The 15,109-nt window shown below is 55.4% G+C and carries 17 protein-coding genes and 2 tRNA genes; 8 read left to right on the top strand and 11 right to left on the bottom strand.

Annotation, left to right across the window (positions count from 1 at the left end; translation table 11 throughout):
* Positions 1-57: 57 nt before the first annotated feature.
* Entirely contained in the window at positions 58-2,112 is a 2,055-nt protein-coding gene (gene helD / locus QSK07_RS10885) for a DNA helicase IV (protein WP_285720710.1), read from the top strand.
* A gap of 1 nt (position 2,113) precedes the next feature.
* On the opposite strand, the gene mgsA is transcribed toward helD, so the two are convergent.
* Positions 2,114-2,572: a methylglyoxal synthase gene (mgsA, locus tag QSK07_RS10890; RefSeq protein WP_285720709.1), complete on the bottom strand. Its 459-nt coding sequence runs from the start codon at positions 2,570-2,572 to the stop codon at positions 2,114-2,116.
* A 69-nt stretch (positions 2,573-2,641) separates the two neighbouring features.
* Positions 2,642-3,283 carry a YccT family protein gene (locus tag QSK07_RS10895; RefSeq protein WP_285720708.1) on the bottom strand — a complete coding sequence of 214 codons (642 nt, stop codon included), beginning with the start codon at positions 3,281-3,283 and terminating at the stop codon, positions 2,642-2,644.
* A gap of 176 nt (positions 3,284-3,459) precedes the next feature.
* Between QSK07_RS10895 and QSK07_RS10900 the strand changes: the two genes are divergently transcribed.
* Positions 3,460-3,873 (top strand): CoA-binding protein, encoded by a 414-nt coding sequence (locus QSK07_RS10900; RefSeq protein ID WP_098051025.1) that lies wholly within the window; start codon positions 3,460-3,462, stop codon positions 3,871-3,873.
* Positions 3,874-3,907: 34 nt separating this feature from the next.
* Here the strand turns inward: QSK07_RS10900 and hspQ are convergent, their stop codons facing one another.
* Together hspQ and rlmI are read right to left on the bottom strand one after the other, a co-directional pair.
* On the bottom strand, positions 3,908-4,225 hold the full coding sequence (hspQ, locus tag QSK07_RS10905; RefSeq protein WP_098051024.1) for a heat shock protein HspQ: 318 nt from the start codon (positions 4,223-4,225) through the stop codon (positions 3,908-3,910).
* 59 nt (positions 4,226-4,284) lie between these two features.
* The gene (rlmI, locus tag QSK07_RS10910) at positions 4,285-5,475 is read right to left on the bottom strand and encodes a 23S rRNA (cytosine(1962)-C(5))-methyltransferase RlmI (protein ID WP_285720707.1); all 1,191 of its coding nucleotides are present in this window, start codon (positions 5,473-5,475) and stop codon (positions 4,285-4,287) included.
* Positions 5,476-5,560: 85 nt separating this feature from the next.
* On the opposite strand from rlmI, the gene yccX reads away from it, so the two are divergent.
* On the top strand, positions 5,561-5,839 hold the full coding sequence (yccX, locus tag QSK07_RS10915) for an acylphosphatase (RefSeq protein WP_033732188.1): 279 nt from the start codon (positions 5,561-5,563) through the stop codon (positions 5,837-5,839).
* Here the strand turns inward: yccX and tusE are convergent, their stop codons facing one another.
* Both tusE and yccA read right to left on the bottom strand, forming a co-directional pair.
* Positions 5,840-6,166: a sulfurtransferase TusE gene (gene tusE, locus QSK07_RS10920; protein ID WP_033732189.1), complete on the bottom strand. Its 327-nt coding sequence runs from the start codon at positions 6,164-6,166 to the stop codon at positions 5,840-5,842.
* 105 nt (positions 6,167-6,271) lie between these two features.
* Entirely contained in the window at positions 6,272-6,925 is a 654-nt protein-coding gene (gene yccA, locus QSK07_RS10925; RefSeq protein WP_285720706.1) for an FtsH protease modulator YccA, read from the bottom strand.
* Between the two features lie 235 nt (positions 6,926-7,160).
* Between yccA and QSK07_RS10930 the strand changes: the two genes are divergently transcribed.
* The 3 genes from QSK07_RS10930 to agp all read left to right on the top strand — a co-directional run bounded on the left by QSK07_RS10930 (position 7,161) and on the right by agp (position 9,390).
* A tRNA-Ser gene (locus QSK07_RS10930) sits at positions 7,161-7,248 on the top strand.
* 66 nt (positions 7,249-7,314) lie between these two features.
* Positions 7,315-7,402 (top strand) — tRNA-Ser (locus QSK07_RS10935).
* Between the two features lie 272 nt (positions 7,403-7,674).
* Positions 7,675-9,390: a bifunctional glucose-1-phosphatase/inositol phosphatase gene (gene agp, locus QSK07_RS10940; RefSeq protein WP_285720705.1), complete on the top strand. Its 1,716-nt coding sequence runs from the start codon at positions 7,675-7,677 to the stop codon at positions 9,388-9,390.
* Between the two features lie 64 nt (positions 9,391-9,454).
* Here agp and QSK07_RS10945 read toward each other — a convergent pair whose 3' ends face one another.
* The 3 genes from QSK07_RS10945 to wrbA are packed head-to-tail and all read right to left on the bottom strand — an operon-like array spanning position 9,455 to position 11,732.
* A complete protein-coding gene (locus tag QSK07_RS10945; protein ID WP_285720704.1) occupies positions 9,455-10,828 on the bottom strand; it encodes an NAD-dependent succinate-semialdehyde dehydrogenase in 1,374 nt (457 codons plus the stop codon).
* Positions 10,829-10,881: 53 nt separating this feature from the next.
* The gene (locus QSK07_RS10950) at positions 10,882-11,112 is read right to left on the bottom strand and encodes a YccJ family protein (protein ID WP_285720703.1); all 231 of its coding nucleotides are present in this window, start codon (positions 11,110-11,112) and stop codon (positions 10,882-10,884) included.
* Between the two features lie 20 nt (positions 11,113-11,132).
* Positions 11,133-11,732 (bottom strand): NAD(P)H:quinone oxidoreductase, encoded by a 600-nt coding sequence (wrbA, locus tag QSK07_RS10955; RefSeq protein ID WP_285720702.1) that lies wholly within the window; start codon positions 11,730-11,732, stop codon positions 11,133-11,135.
* 301 nt (positions 11,733-12,033) lie between these two features.
* On the opposite strand from wrbA, the gene QSK07_RS10960 reads away from it, so the two are divergent.
* Together QSK07_RS10960 and QSK07_RS10965 are read left to right on the top strand one after the other, a co-directional pair.
* A complete protein-coding gene (locus tag QSK07_RS10960) occupies positions 12,034-12,207 on the top strand; it encodes a con-10 family general stress protein (RefSeq protein WP_013357370.1) in 174 nt (57 codons plus the stop codon).
* A 96-nt stretch (positions 12,208-12,303) separates the two neighbouring features.
* A complete protein-coding gene (locus tag QSK07_RS10965; protein WP_285720701.1) occupies positions 12,304-13,218 on the top strand; it encodes a DMT family transporter in 915 nt (304 codons plus the stop codon).
* Here the strand turns inward: QSK07_RS10965 and rutG are convergent, their stop codons facing one another.
* Both rutG and rutF read right to left on the bottom strand, forming a co-directional pair.
* Positions 13,219-14,547, bottom strand: a complete 1,329-nt coding sequence (gene rutG / locus QSK07_RS10970; RefSeq protein WP_061062101.1) for a pyrimidine utilization transport protein G — start codon at positions 14,545-14,547, stop codon at positions 13,219-13,221.
* 49 nt (positions 14,548-14,596) lie between these two features.
* The gene (gene rutF, locus QSK07_RS10975) at positions 14,597-15,109 is read right to left on the bottom strand and encodes an NADH-dependent FMN reductase RutF (RefSeq protein WP_285720700.1); all 513 of its coding nucleotides are present in this window, start codon (positions 15,107-15,109) and stop codon (positions 14,597-14,599) included.

Consider the following 15,109-nt stretch of genomic DNA (forward strand, 5'->3'; position numbering starts at 1 on the left):
GCCAAGGGTCTGACAGGTAAACTCCCCCTAATCCTGTTATCTGACATTGGTGTCGGCGTGGAACTGAAAGCAACCTCAATGGGCAAACGGCTTGCCCAGCATCCTTATAACCGTGTTCGTCTGCTGGCAGCGGGTGTCGAAGTCAGTGGCGATAAGCATGAGTATCTGATCCCCTTTAACCAGTTACTGGATATTGCCTGCAAGCGCGGGCTGGTATGGGGCGAGCTGGAGTTTTTGCTGGCCGATGAAAAAGTGGTCCGGCTGCACGGAACGGAATGGCAGGAGACGCAGCGCTTTCACCACTATCTGATGCAGGCATGGCAGAACTGGAGTCTGGAGATGAGTGCGGTGTGCCGCGAGGTGCTCCAGTCACTGCGCGACGAAATCGGAACGTTTAGCGCGCAGGATCGCTGGCTGAATCGCCATGAGCTGCAGGCGCTGAAGACAAAGATTCTCAAACAGTTCGACGCGTTACCGATGCCGCTCACCCGCTTAAACGATTTTCCTGACTGCCGTGATAACCTGGCATTTTGTCAGCACTGGCTGGATCAGGGTGAGTCGGCCCTGCGGCAGCGAAACCGCGACTGGACTGCCGCCATGCTGACCCGCTATCAGTCGTTCTTCGCCAGTGTCGAAAGCACCCCACTCAATCAGTCGCAGTGTGAGGCCGTGGTTAATGGCGAGGATTCCCTGCTGGTACTGGCCGGTGCGGGCAGCGGTAAAACCTCGGTGCTGGTGGCCCGTGCAGGCTGGTTAATGGCGCGCAGACTGGCCAGCGCCGATCAAATTCTGTTGCTGGCGTTTGGCCGCCAGGCTGCTGAAGAGATGAACGCACGTATTCAGTCCCGGCTCTCTGTGGGTGATATCCAGGCACGGACTTTCCATTCTCTGGCTCTGCATATTATCCGTGAAGGCAGTAATAAGCAGCCGGTTATCAGCAAGCTCGAGAGCGATGCCGATGCGCGTCGCACGCTGCTACTCAGGGAGTGGCAGCAGCAGTGCCATGACAAAAAGTCGATGGCAAACGGCTGGCGTCAGTGGCTCCGTGACGAACTGGAGTGGGCGTTACCGGAAGGGCCTTTCTGGGAGGACGAGAGGCTGGCAAACCGGCTGGCGTCACGTCTGGAGCGCTGGCTCGGTCTGATGCGCATGCATGGCGGCGCACAGGCGGCCATGATCGCGGATGTGCCGGAAGAAATCCGGGATCGCTTCAGTAAACGCATCAAACTGATGGCGCCCCTGCTGAAAGCGTGGAAAAGCGCGCTGAAAGAGGAGGGCGCAGTCGATTTTTCGGGACTGATTCACCAGGCCATTGCGATTCTGGAAAAAGGACGGTTTATCAGTCCGTGGAAACACATTCTGGTGGATGAATTCCAGGATATCTCGCCTCAGCGTGCCGCATTGCTCAGCGCACTGCGCCAGCAGAATAAGCGCACCGCGCTGTTTGCTGTCGGCGATGACTGGCAGGCTATTTATCGCTTCAGCGGTGCAGAGATGACGCTGACCACCGCATTTCATCACTACTTTGGTGAGGGCGATCGGTGCGTGCTTGACACCACCTACCGCTTTAACGACCGCATTGGTGACATTGCTAACCGGTTTATCCAGCAGAATCCGCAGCAGCTGGCAAAACCGCTGAACAGCGTAACCAAAGGCAATAAAAAGTCGATTTCGCTGCTGGCGGAGGATCAGCTGGAAGCCCTGCTGAACAAACTCAGCGGTTATGCGAAGCCTGAAGAGCGCATTCTGCTACTGGCGCGCTATCACTATCTGCGACCGGAATTACTTGATAAAGCCAGAACCCGCTGGCCGAAACTCAATCTTGAATTTATGACAATCCATGCCAGCAAAGGTCAGCAGGCGGATTACGTTATTCTGCTGGGATTGCAGCAGGGCAAAGAGGGCTTCCCGGCGGAAGTACGCGAGTCGATTATTGAGCAGGGCCTGTTACCACAGCCCGAAGCGTTTCCGGATGCGGAGGATCGCCGTCTGGCCTATGTGGCGCTGACGCGCGCGTGCCAGCAGGTCTTTCTGATGTTTGATAAAGCCGCGCCGTCAACGTTTGTCGATCATTTCCGCGAACTGGGCGTTCCCGTGCTGCGTAAAGCCTGAGTTATTTCAGACGATCGGCCAGATAGCGCTGATAGTCGGGGATCATAATCTCAACCTTTTGTGCAAACAGGGATGACTGAATAATAAAATCCGCTGTGGAGCGGTTCGTGGCGACCGGGATATTCCAGACGGTCGCCAGACGCAACAGAGCTTTAACGTCCGGATCGTGCGGCACGGCGTTGAGCGGATCCCAGAAAAAAATCAGCGTATCAATTTTTCCTTCCGAGATCAGCGCGCCAACCTGCTGATCGCCACCCATAGGGCCGCTCAGCATGGCTGTCACATTCAGACCGGTATGACGATTGATGAGATTTCCGGTGGTGCCGGTCGCATAGAGGATGTGTGGTTCAAGTGCGGGCTGGTTTTGTTTAACCCAGTCAAGCAGGGCAGCTTTGCAGTGGTCATGGGCGACCAGCGCAATATGTTTTGTGGTGCCAAGGGTACGAAAGGTCTGTTCCATAAAAGCGTCCTGATAAGGCTCATGCGCAGTTAGAGAAAGCACGAGTTTACCTCTGGCCCTTTGATGCTATCAACTTGTACGGAGCATTTTGACCAGTGTCAGAAATTGCTGACGCGTAGCCTCGTCGAAGCGGTGAAACCAGCGATGCAGCGAAGGCAGTTCGGCCTGGGTTGTCCAGTCCAGATCGGCGGTGAGACGGGAAGAAGAGGGCGTAGAAGAAGCGGAATTTGCAAACCGGGGTACAGAGGCAATCTTGTGGGTGCGATTGTAATTCAGCATCGCTTTTTCCATATCCGCTGTCGGGGTGACTGGCAGGTGGTCGCGCACGCTGGTGATCTCATTGCCTTTCTCATCCACCAGCTGAAAATTCAGACTGCGGTCAAAATGATAACGCTCACGTTTTGTCTCCAGCGCCGGCAACCGGATGGTGATGGTTTTGGCCACGGCAGTAAAGGTAACGATCATCGGTGCAGACTGATAAGCGATCACACTCTCTTTCTGCCCTTTGTGCTGCAGCTCTACCCGAAACAGAAACTGATGCTGACCGCGATCCAGCTCTAAGCTGTCTGCTCCTTTAAGAAGCGAGCCTGAAATTTTTCGACCATCCAGCACCAGCAGATCGATTTGGGGATCGAGCTTTAATGTGATGGCAGAACAGGATGCCGAAACAAGGAGTGTAAGTAACCCCGTTACGGCCAGCGACAGCTTCATTTCAACTCCGGTAAGTAGTGGCGCATAGGATAACGTGTAGCAAATTCTTACATTATGGCAGTTAATTTACATTTAAACATATTTATTCGTGCGCAGGCTCAATTAATTTCATCAGGGACTTAACTGTTAATGCATGCGCCAAACTACACTCAACATTGACCTGAAAGGAGATAAAGATGAACGACCAGACAATTCGCGATGTGCTGACGCGTACCCAACGTATCGCCTTGGTGGGGGCAAGCGATCGTCCCGACCGTCCCAGTTATGGTGTGATGAAATATCTGCTCGATCAGGGCTATGAGGTGATCCCGGTCAGCCCGAAACTGGCCGGTCAAACCCTGCTGGGGCAGCAGGCTTACGCCAGACTGGCGGAAGTACCGGGCGGGATTGATATGGTAGATGTCTTTCGCAATTCAGAAGCCGCATGGGGCGTGGCGCAGGAAGCTATTGCCGCAGGGGCAAAAACATTGTGGCTGCAGCTGGGTGTGATTAATGAGCAGGCGGCGGTACTGGCACAGGATGCGGGCATGACGGTGATTATGGATCGCTGCCCGAAGATTGAGATTCCGCGTCTGGGGATAACGCGTTAAAAATTAGCGTGGCGGCAGAGCGTGCCGCCACAGATTAATGCCGCAGATGTGGTGCCTGCAATTGCTGACGTACTGACGCTGCCAGCTCATCCATTGATGGCTGCTCGGGATGCTCAATGCTGGTTTCACCGGAAAGCTGAATTTCGGCAACATAGGTATGAACCTGATCGCCTTCCTCATCTTCCATCACCACATGATACCAGGGCGCGGTGCGCATCTTATCTTCCGCGCCAACCTCTTCAATTTTAGGCTCATCTAACGAGTATTCAGGATCGACATCTACAATAACGCCCAGAACGCCGGACAAACGATGACGGACCTGCTGACCAATACCAAATTTACTGGCAATCATAGTGACCTCCGAAAAAAAAGCTCTCCTTCCGATATGGGGGCACGAGCTGATTTTTCAAGTCATATCACGCGGCAGGCGAAACCTTTCAGATAGAGTCCTTCCGGATAACTGGCGATGACCGGATGATCCGCTGCCTGCCGGAACTGCTCAATAAACTGCACTTCGCGGCCCGCATCCAGCGCCGCGTCGGCGATGATCTTCTGGAACAGATCGGTGGCCATCAGACCGGAACAGGAGAAAGTCAGCAGCACGCCGCCCGGGTTCAGTAGCTGAATGGCGAGCATATTAATGTCTTTATAGCCGCGGCAGGCACCCATTAGCTGGCTTTTGTTTTCGACAAACTTTGGCGGATCCATGATGATCAGATCAAATTTCTCCCCGTTGTCACGATAGCGGCGCAGCAGTTTGAACACATCATCACGCTCAAAGCGTGCACGGGAAAGATCCAGCCCATTCAGTTCCACGTTCTGACGGGCAACATCCAGCGCTTCCTGTGAGGTATCCACGCTGATCACTTCTTTACAGCCGCCCATCAGTGCAGAAACCGCGAAACCGCCCGTATAAGAGAAGCAGTTGAGCACGCGGGCATCCTGCGCGTAACGACGCGTGGCAAGACGGCTGTCACGCTGATCAAGGTAATAGCCGGTTTTGTGGCCGCCCTGAATATCAACCAGCAGCTTCATGCCATGTTCGGTAATCGGCAGCAGTGGCGGGGGCAGTTCACCGGTGACGGTGCCCTGCGTCAGCTCAAGCCCCTCTTTCTTACGCACAGCGACGTCAGACCGGTCATAGATAGCACAGTCAGGGAAGCACTGTTGCAGGGCAGTGATGATCGCCGCGCGCTGATATTCCGCGCCAGCTGAGAGCAGCTGAAGCACTAAAAAGTTACCAAAGCGATCGATGGTGATGCCCGGTAAACCATCTGATTCACCGGCGATCAGTCGATAGCTATCCAGACCATCGCGGGTCGCCAGCCATTTTCGCCACTGCTGCGCCTGCTCAAAACGGCGCACAAAGAAGGCGATATCGATGGATTCATCGGCCTGCCAGCTCCAGACGCGGGCGCGGATCTGCGACTCGGGTGAATAAGCGGCACGCGCCAGCCATTTACCGTTGCTGTCACACACGTCAATGGTTTCACCCAGTTGCGCTTTACCTTCCAGACGTGCAATGGCACCTGAAAAGACCCATGGATGGCGACGGAGCAGGGACTTTTCACGTCCCTTTGCGAGAATCAATCTGACTGTCATAGTTTGCTATGCTTACCTGAAAAAATGAGGCGCCATTGTCCGGTGGATAACGGTAAATTGCAACGAACAGCAGCAGGAGAGAACAATGTCAGCAGCCTGTTTTAAAGCATGGGTTCATGGCCGCGTCCAGGGCGTTGGGTTTCGTTACAGTACGCAGGCCGAAGCCAGAACCCTGGGTGTACTGGGCTACGCGCGAAATCTGGATGACGGCAGCGTTGAGGTGCTGGCCTGGGGCGAGGCGGAGCAGGTTGAAGCGCTGATTGCCTGGCTTAAAGCGGGCGGCCCCCGCAGTGCGCGTGTGGATAAGGTGCTGGTGGAGCCACACCAGCCCGCAGAACCGCCCCGCGATTTTAAAACCGGTTAACTACAGGCATTTCGCCGGTTTAGGCAGACCGGCGATTTTCGTCGCCTGTTTAGCGGGTCCTTCCGGGAAGAGGCGAAACAGATAGCGGCTGTTGCCTTTCTCTTCCCCATACTTCTGCGCCATTGCCTTTACCAGCATTCGCACGGCAGGTGAAGTGTTAAATTCCAGATAAAAGGCGCGCACGAAATGGACCACTTCCCAGTGTGCTTCAGTCATGGTAAGCCCTTCCTGTTCCGCGATGTGCGCCGCCAGCGCCTCACTCCAGTCGTCGATACTCTTCAGATAGCCTTCGGCATCGACGGCGATTTCGTTACCGTTAAAATTCACGTGACGTCCTCTCTATAAATGACGGCGCAGTTTAGCAAACCTGGCGGACAGTAAAAGCAAAAACCCCGCCGAAGCGGGGTTTCACAGGCTGACTGTCACTGCCGGTTAATTGCTGCGGGCAAAACCCAGCAGACTCAGCAGGCTGACGAAGATGTTATAGAGCGAAACATAGAGGCTGACCGTCGCCCGAATGTAGTTGGTTTCGCCACCATGAATGATGTTGCTGGTTTCCCACAAAATGGCACCGGCAGAGAACAGAATGAACAGGGCGCTGATAGCCAGATGCAACGCAGGCAACTGCAGGAAGATATTCGCGACCACCGCCACCAGCAGCACCACAAAGCCCGCCATCATCATGCCGCCCAGGAAGGACATATCACGACGGGTCGTCAGCACGTAGGCAGAACAGCAGAAGAACACCAGCGCCGTACCGCCCAGCGCGAGCGCTATCACGTCGCCCATGCCTGCGGTCAGGAACGAGCTCAGGATAGGACCCAGGCAATATCCCAGGAAGCCGGTAAACGCAAACGCGGCCAGAATACCCATCGGGCTGTTCGCCAGACGGTAGGTTAAAAACATCAGGCCATAAAAGCCGACCAGCATCAGGATCAGACCCGGCGCAGGCAGCGCCAGCAGGGTGCTGGCTGTCGCCGTCACCGCAGAAAAGGCCAGGGTCAGTCCCAGCAGAAAATAGGTATTACGCAGAACGCTGTGCGTTGACAGCAGTGAAGACTGCGATGAGGTGACAATTCTTTCCATGTTGCGCTCCTTTAAGCAGAACACTAATCAGCAGAACACTAAATATGTGCCGAGAATACGCAGGCTATTAAAGAGGTAAAAGGCGTTTTACCCTTCTTTACGCGCTATTCTGCTATTTGTTTGAGCAGAATGGCGATTTTCACAGCGAAAAATCACAATCTGGCTGTTTTTCAGGCGAATAGACAGATAGACGCTTTACATCGCTAAACGGGATGTTTATAGTGCGCGTCATTGCGGAGGGGTGGCCGAGCGGCTTAAGGCAGCGGTCTTGAAAACCGCCGATGGGAAACCATCCGAGAGTTCGAATCTCTCCTCCTCCGCCACTTTATCTGCCACAGGCAATAAAGCGGTAAACCAGTAAGTTTACTGAAGCAGTACAGTTTCAAAACGGAGGGGTGGCCGAGCGGCTTAAGGCAGCGGTCTTGAAAACCGCCGATGGGAAACCATCCGAGAGTTCGAATCTCTCCTCCTCCGCCACATTTTACAGGCCAGCACATAGTGCTGGCCTGTTTCATTTCTGCCATCTCTGTTTTTTCCTCCAGTCCGAAAAAAGCACGCTTCTTCCGATGACGCGCGGCTGCGCATTCATCTGCCCGATGCATCTCTGCTATAGTCCACTCACTGTTTTTTGCAAACATCTGGCGCTTTTCTGAGGTGAGCTGAGTTACACTGTAAAATACATCGCTCTGAGGCGAGCTAATCGGTTGATAGCCAGAGTGTTTCTTTACTGAATGAATGGAATAGGCACAATGATCAAGAAACTGAGTCTTTGCGCATTGTCAGTGCTCGCTGCATTGCCGGTCGGAACGGTAGCATTTGCTGCTGATGGCGATATGCAGCTGCAACAGGTGCTGATGTTAAGCCGTCACAATCTGCGTGCGCCGCTGGCCGATAATGGCAGCGTGCTGGAGCAGTCGACCAAAAAGAGCTGGCCGCAGTGGGATGTTCCCGGCGGACAGCTGACCACCAAAGGTGGCGTGCTGGAAGTCTACATGGGTAACTACACCCGTCAGTGGCTGGCACAGCAGGGCCTGGTGAAGAATGGCACCTGTCCTGACAGCAATAATGTCTTTGTTTACGCGAACAGCCTGCAGCGCACTGTCGCTACCGCGCAGTTCTTTGTCAATGGTGCCTTCCCTGGCTGTGACGTTGCCGTCACGCATCAGGATGAAATGGGCACCATGGATCCCGTCTTCAATCCCGTCATCACCGATGACAGTGAAGCCTTTAATAAAAAAGCGCTGGCCGCCATGGCCGCCGCCAATGAGAAACTGTCACTGAAGCCTGCCTTCCAGCGGCTGGAAAAGATTGTCGACTACAAAGCTTCGCCTGCCTGTAACAATAAAAAGCAGTGCGACCTCAGCAGTGGTCAGAACACTTTCAGCGCTGAAAACGGGAAAGAGCCGACGGTCAGTGGCCCGCTGAAAGTGGGCAACTCCCTGATGGATGCTTTTACGCTGCAATATTACGAAGGTTTCCCGCTGGAGCAGGTTGCCTGGGGCCAGATCAAAACGCCTGAACAGTGGAAAGAGCTGTCCGCGATTAAAAATGGTTATCAGGACGCGCTGTTTACCAGCCCGGACGTTTCCCGTGAAGTGGCGGCTCCGCTGGTGGATTACATCCGCAGTCAGTTAGTGGATCAGGACAAAGCCAGCGCGCCGAAAATTACGCTGATGGTTGGTCATGACTCTAATATCGCTTCACTGCTGAGCGCGCTGCAGGTCAAGCCTTATGAGCTGCCTGATACCTGGGAAAAAACGCCAATTGGCGGTCAGGTTCTGTTCGAACGCTGGCATGATGCGAAAAACGATAAAGACCTGCTCAAGGTGGAATATGTCTATCAGACCGCCGATCAGTTGCGCAATGCGGATGTACTGAGCCTGAAGAACCCACCGAAGCGCGTGACGCTGCAGCTGGCGGGTTGTGAGGCCGATGCAAATGGCTATTGCAGTTGGGATCAGTTCTCTCAGGTGCTGAATGCGGCACTGCAGGGTACACCGATGCAGCCTGCTGCGGCACCACAACCAGCAGCTCAGGCTGACGACGACAGTGCGAAATCCGCCGCGACGCAGGATGCTGCAGCCGATAAAGCTGAAGCGGACAAAGCGACCGCAGCCAAAGAGAAAGCTGACGCAGATAAAGCTGCCGCTGAGAAGTCAGAGGCGGATAAAGCCGCAGCTGAAAAAGCGAAAGCGGAAAAAGCCGCAGCCGATAAAGCTGCTGCAGAAAAGGCAAAAGCAGAAAAGGCAAAAGCGGATAAGGCTGCAGCTGAGAAAGCCGCGGCTGAAAAGGCAAAAGCTGACAAAGCAGCAGAAGAAAAAGCCGCCGCTGAGAAAGCGAAAGCCGACAATGCAGCAGAATCAGCCAGTGACAATAAAGCCACGACTGACAAAGCTGACGCCGCGAACGTGCCTGCAACGGCGCACAATGACAATTCAACGTCAGCGGCTGTGGCCACACAGTAATTGCGCTTTCCGGCCGATAATAAAAAACCCCGTCGCGACGGGGTTTTTTATGGCTGCAGGACGATTAACCCGCCACGACCACCAGTTTCTGGTTAGCAAACTCTTTGATGCCCAGATCAGAAAGCTCACGACCATAGCCTGAACGTTTCACACCACCAAATGGCAGCTCAGCAGAGGTATCGCTCTGGGAGTTGATAAACACCATGCCGGTTTCAATGGCGGAAGCCAGTTTCCGACCGCGTGAAATGTCGCGAGTCCAGACCGATCCACCCAGACCATAGTTAGAATCGTTTGCCAGCGCCACAGCCGCCTGATCGTCACCCACAACATAAACCTGCGCCACCGGGCCGAAGAACTCCTGATAATAGGCAGGATTATCCGGGGTAATGTTGGTCAGAATGGTGGGCTGATAGAAGCAACCTGCACCGTCAACGGCTTTACCGCCTGTCACCAGTTTTGCGCCATTAGCCACCGCTTCGTCTACCTGTTTCACCAGGCGGTCGCGCGCGTCAGCGGAAGAGAGCGGGCCAAGCGTGGTTTTCTCATCCAGCGGATCGCCCAGCGTGGCGGAACTCAGCGCGGCACTGAACTGGCTGATAAAGCGATCGGCAATCTTCTCATGCAGAATAAAACGTTTTGCGGCGGTACAGACCTGACCGCAGTTGCTGAGACGCGCCTGCACGCCCTGGCGGACGGCTTCGTTAAGATCGGCATCGTCCAGCACCACAAACACGTCATTGCCGCCCAGTTCCAGCGTCGATTTCTTCAGATGCTTACCGGCCTGCTCAGCCACGGCGCTGCCTGCGCGCTCGGAACCAGTCAGAGCAACACCCTGAACCCGGTCGTCAGCGATCAGGTCGGCAACCTGATCGGTTGAGATGAACAGGTTAGTCCAGGCCCCTTCAGGTGCACCCGCTTCACGCACCAGCTTTTCAAAGACATCGGCACAGTGCGGCACGATATTGGCATGTTTCGCCAGCACCGGGTTACCCAGCGCCAGGTTAGGGGCCAGTACGCGCATCAGCTGATAGTAAGGGAAGTTCCACGGCTCGACGGCGACTAACACGCCAATCGGATGGTACTCAACCCAGGCTTCGCCCAGCTCGCTGGGATACGACTGCGGCTGAAGAATACGTTCTGCATTCTCTGCGTAGTAGCGGGCAATCTGCGAACAGATTTTCACTTCGCCGCGGCTCTGACCAATCAGTTTCCCCATCTCTTTACTGGCGATGGTGGCCAGTTCTTCCGCGCGGCTATCAATCAGGTCAGCCAGTTTTTTCAGTACCTGCAGACGTGGCTGGATCTCACCTTTGCTCCATGATGAATGAAACAGGCGATCGGCGACGTCCAGGGCATGGCTGACAGCGGCCTCATCATGCGACGGCCAGCTTTTCAGCAACTGGTTGTTGGCGGGATTAATGCTTTGATAGGAAGACATAGCGTACTCCTTGGTGAGCTAAAAAATGAGGGCGGGAAGGTCCCGCCTCTGAATCAGACGTTCTTACGTTCTACGGGCTTGTCATCCCAGGTCAGGAGATCTTTATCGGTTTTTTCAAAGGCACGAATCAGCACGTCATCGCTGCCTTGCTGACGCCAGAGCTCTTCTGCCAGTCTCTCATCGTAATTCGCCACTTCGAAAATGGCCTCGGCAATTTCAGGGGAGGTATGACGCAGACTGGCCCATTCGCCAACGTGGTGTGCTTTCGATTGTTCAGTAGACATACTTTTCTCCTTTGTTTAAATCAGTCCTGCAGTTTTACTGTCAGTCCGGCAACATGTTCACCCTGGAAACGGGCAATATTCAGTTCCGCTTCAGTCGGCTGACGCGAGCCATCGCCGCCCGCCAGCGTGGTCGCACCATAAGGCGTGCCACCGCGAACCTGTGAGATATCGAACAGCTCTTTGGTGCCGTAACCGATAGGCACAATGACCATGCCGTGATGCGCCAGCGTAGTCCAGACCGAGGTGATGGTCTGTTCCTGACCGCCGCCGGTGCCGGTTGAGGTAAAGACGCTGGCAACCTTGCCAAACAGCGCGCCTGACGCCCAGAGACCGCCGGTGCGATCCCAGAACGTCCGCATCTGTCCGGACATGTTGCCAAAGCGGGTCGGGGTGCCGACGATAATCGCGTCATACTGCGGCAATGCCTCAGGCGTCGCTTCTGCTGCCTGCTGATGGGTTTTGCCGCCCACCTGTGCAAAGCGATCGGCCTCCATCGTTTCTGGTACCCGCAGGATATCCACTTCCACGCCGGGAACCCGACGAGCACCTTCTGCAACCGCGTTCGCCATCGTTTCAATATGTCCGTACATCGAGTAATAGAGCACCAGAATCTTGGCCATAAATCTCTCCAGGTGGTTTTGACGTCCAGAAAAAGTATAGAAGAGCTTTCGTTTTACGCAGGCGATACGGAAACGGAGGCGAACGAGTCGGGCAATAAAACCGCACCTAATCGATTGTAAGTCCGCAGAATGTTCGTTGTTTAATCAAATTGCTGGTGATTACTCTGTTGCTAAATGTGACTGTCGGGCGAGTAAAAGAAGAATCTGTCTATTATTTAAGCATGAGTTGAATTAAGGCTTCAGGCCGTCAGCTCTCAGCTATTTCATTCTTATTTATCGCACTACGCGACAGGAGCAAATCATGACAACACATCGTGGAGGTTCGGGAAATTTTGCTGAGAACCGTGAACGTGCCGCAGAAGCGGGACGTAAAGGGGGAAAAAACAGCGGCGGTAATTTCAAAAACGATCCGCAGCGCGCCGCGCGCGCTGGTGAGAAGGGCGGCCGAAGCAGTCCAAAAAAAGCGGACGCATAATTCCACTCTGCCGCCGGTTAAGGTCGGCGGTTGACGTCGTTGCTTTTCCCCCTCACTCTCCCCACAATATCGTCCGGACACATCATCAGGTGAATTATGTCGGACACACTCCGCAGTTTAACCCTGCGCCTGACGCGGCAGGAGCTGGTATTACTTTTCATCACCATGATCTGGGGCGGCACATTTCTGGTGGTGCATCGTGCGATGCAGCATTCCGGCCCGTTCTTTTTTGTCGGCCTCCGTTTTGCTACCGCCGCGCTGCTGCTGGCGATCTTTTTCCGCCGCTATCTGGCTGGGATGACCTGGCTGGAAGTAAAAGCGGGCACGCTGATTGGCCTGTCTATCGCCGGGGGTTATGGTCTTCAGACCTGGGGCATGCAGACTATCTCCAGCAGCCAGTCTGCGTTTCTTACTGCGCTGTATGTTCCGGTTGTGCCGCTGCTGCAGTGGCTATTTTTACGCCGTCCGCCGGGATTAATGTCGTGGCTAGGGATTGTGCTGGCTTTTACCGGCCTGCTGCTGGTGGCGGGGCCGCAGGATGGCCGCATCAGCCTGAATGCAGGTGAAGTAGCAACGCTGCTCAGCACCCTGGCGATTGCCGCCGAGATCATCTTAATCAGCCGCTATGCCGGTCAGGTTGATGTACGCCGCGTGACGCTGATCCAGCTGGCAGTGGCATCGCTGAGTGCCTTTGTGCTGATGATCCCCAATGGGGAAACGGTGCCTGTAATCTCAACGCCGCTGCTGCTCAGCGCGCTGGGGCTGGGTGCGGCCAGCGCACTGATTCAGGTCACCATGAACTGGGCGCAACGCAGCGTTTCGCCAACCCGTGCCACGGTGATTTATGCGGGGGAACCGGTCTGGGCGGGCGTGGCAGGACGTATTGCCGGTGAGCGCCTGCCTGCGCTGGCGTTGCTGGGGGGTGCGCTGATCGTCTGCGGTGTGATCGTCAGTGAGCTGCGGCTGAAACGGAAAAAAGCGGTGCAGCCTGCTGCCACACCGCTGGAGTAATTAACCCTGCTGTCGCGCCAGCGGTTTGTCCTGCTGTGCCGCACTGCGTCGGCGCAGAATGGCATTGAGGATAATCGCGCCAAAGGTGGCAGTACCGATCCCGCCCAGCGTGAAAGAGCCGATCTTCAGCGCGAAATCCCCTGCGCCGAGCACCAGTGTGGTGGCGACCATAATCAGATTACTGTTCTGACCTAAATCGACATGGTTCTGCACCCAGATGCGTGCGCCCGCCACCGCAATCAGGCCGAACACAACAATGGATGCGCCGCCAATCACCGGGGCCGGAATGGTGTGGATCAGCGCACCAAACTTCGGTGAGAAACCCGCGAGGATGGCGATGATGGCTGCAGCGACAAACGCCAGTGTGGAGTAGACCTTAGTCACGGCCATCACCCCGATATTCTCAGCATAGGTGGTTACGCCACTACCGCCCATCGAGCCGGAAAGCATTGTAGCCAGTCCATCGCCCACAAAGGCACGTCCCATGTAAGGGTCGAGGTTACGGCCAGTCATGCCTGCAACGGCTTTCAGATGTCCCAGATTTTCCGCCACCAGAATGATCGCTACCGGGGCGATCAGCACCATCGCCTGCAGATCAAAGGTCGGTGCGGTGGTGTGCGGCAGGCCAAACCAGGCTGCCTGAGACAGCAGGGTAAAATCGACCGGCTTGCCCAGTCCCAGGACGTTGGTCAGCAGTGCATAGATCGCCCAGGCCAGAATCAGTCCGACCAGAATCAGCAGACGCTGTACCATCCCGCGGGTAAACACGGCAACCAGACCAATACAGAGCACGGTCATCACCGCGACCCAGCTGTCAAATGAAGAGGCGGAGACGCTATGAACCGCAATCGGTGCCAGATTTAGCCCGATCGCCATCACCACCGCACCGGTCACTACCGGCGGCATCAGATTTTCAATCCAGCGTGTGCCTGACTTCATGACCACCAGTCCAATCAGCGTATAGAGCAGGCCGCAGGCGATCACGCCGCCCAGCGCCACGCTGAGGTTGGGATTCAGTCCCTGACCACTGAAGCCGGTCACCGCAATCACTACGCCAACAAAGGCGGCGCTCGACCCGAGATAGCTGGGTACGCGACCACCGGTTATAAAGAAGAACAGCAGGGTGCCAATACCCGAGACCAGAATCGCCAGATTGGGATCCAGCCCCATCAGCAGCGGCATCAGCACCGTTGCGCCAAACATTGCCACCGCATGCTGCAAACCCAGCACCAGTGTCTGCCCCAGCGGCAGCGTCTCATCCGGAGCGATAATACCGTTTTCTGTCAGTGCCGACTTCTTTTGCCATTGCGGAAACCAGGATCGTGCCATCGTCTACTCCAGAGCGTGATAAATGCCGGTAAGTTTCAGGGAAGAGTTATCAGGCATCCTGCCGCAACAAGGGATGGTAGCCCCGGTCAAACCACATAAGGCCGTGAGTATCATCATTTCGCACGATGCCCACGACTTCGCAGAACAGGGTGTCATGCGTACCGACGCTGACAATCTGCGTAATGCGGCAGTCAAAGGAGGCAACCGCGCCGCTCAGTACCGGCGAGCCGGTCACGGCCGTTGACCACTCAGCGGCACTAAATCGCTCGGCCATCGGCGTTTTCCCGCCGAACAGCGTAGAGAGCGTTTCATGACCTGCTGCCAGCGTATTGACGCAAAGCTGCATGTTGTCGCGAAACACCGGATAAACTGAGGCGGAACGGTTAAGGCAGATCAGCAGCGTCGGCGGCGAATCGGTGACGCTGCACACCGCAGAAGCGGTAAAGCCCGCACGTCCGGCCGGACCTTCCGTGGTGATGATATTGACCGCCGCACCCAGTCGCGACATCGCATGACGAAATTCAGTTTTCTCGACGGCGGGCGTAAGGGTTTCCAGGCTCAT

The sequence above is a fragment of the Pantoea sp. QMID4 genome, from assembly GCF_030270445.1.
Taxonomy (GTDB): domain Bacteria; phylum Pseudomonadota; class Gammaproteobacteria; order Enterobacterales; family Enterobacteriaceae; genus Pantoea; species Pantoea vagans.

Bases quoted from the DNA above. Each gene is read 5' to 3' on its own strand.
- mgsA (WP_285720709.1), bottom strand. From the start codon at position 2,572: ATGGAACAGACCTTTCGTACCCTTGGCACCACAAAACATATTGCGCTG.
- QSK07_RS10965 (WP_285720701.1), top strand. From the start codon at position 12,304: ATGTCGGACACACTCCGCAGTTTAACCCTGCGCCTGACGCGGCAGGAG.
- agp (WP_285720705.1), top strand. From the start codon at position 7,675: ATGATCAAGAAACTGAGTCTTTGCGCATTGTCAGTGCTCGCTGCATTG.
- QSK07_RS10960 (WP_013357370.1), top strand. From the start codon at position 12,034: ATGACAACACATCGTGGAGGTTCGGGAAATTTTGCTGAGAACCGTGAA.
- QSK07_RS10900 (WP_098051025.1), top strand. From the start codon at position 3,460: ATGAACGACCAGACAATTCGCGATGTGCTGACGCGTACCCAACGTATC.
- QSK07_RS10945 (WP_285720704.1), bottom strand. From the start codon at position 10,828: ATGTCTTCCTATCAAAGCATTAATCCCGCCAACAACCAGTTGCTGAAA.
- QSK07_RS10895 (WP_285720708.1), bottom strand. From the start codon at position 3,283: ATGAAGCTGTCGCTGGCCGTAACGGGGTTACTTACACTCCTTGTTTCG.
- rutF (WP_285720700.1), bottom strand. From the start codon at position 15,109: ATGAGCCTGGAAACCCTTACGCCCGCCGTCGAGAAAACTGAATTTCGT.
- yccA (WP_285720706.1), bottom strand. From the start codon at position 6,925: ATGGAAAGAATTGTCACCTCATCGCAGTCTTCACTGCTGTCAACGCAC.
- rutG (WP_061062101.1), bottom strand. From the start codon at position 14,547: ATGGCACGATCCTGGTTTCCGCAATGGCAAAAGAAGTCGGCACTGACA.
- wrbA (WP_285720702.1), bottom strand. From the start codon at position 11,732: ATGGCCAAGATTCTGGTGCTCTATTACTCGATGTACGGACATATTGAA.
- rlmI (WP_285720707.1), bottom strand. From the start codon at position 5,475: ATGACAGTCAGATTGATTCTCGCAAAGGGACGTGAAAAGTCCCTGCTC.
- hspQ (WP_098051024.1), bottom strand. From the start codon at position 4,225: ATGATTGCCAGTAAATTTGGTATTGGTCAGCAGGTCCGTCATCGTTTG.
- yccX (WP_033732188.1), top strand. From the start codon at position 5,561: ATGTCAGCAGCCTGTTTTAAAGCATGGGTTCATGGCCGCGTCCAGGGC.
- QSK07_RS10950 (WP_285720703.1), bottom strand. From the start codon at position 11,112: ATGTCTACTGAACAATCGAAAGCACACCACGTTGGCGAATGGGCCAGT.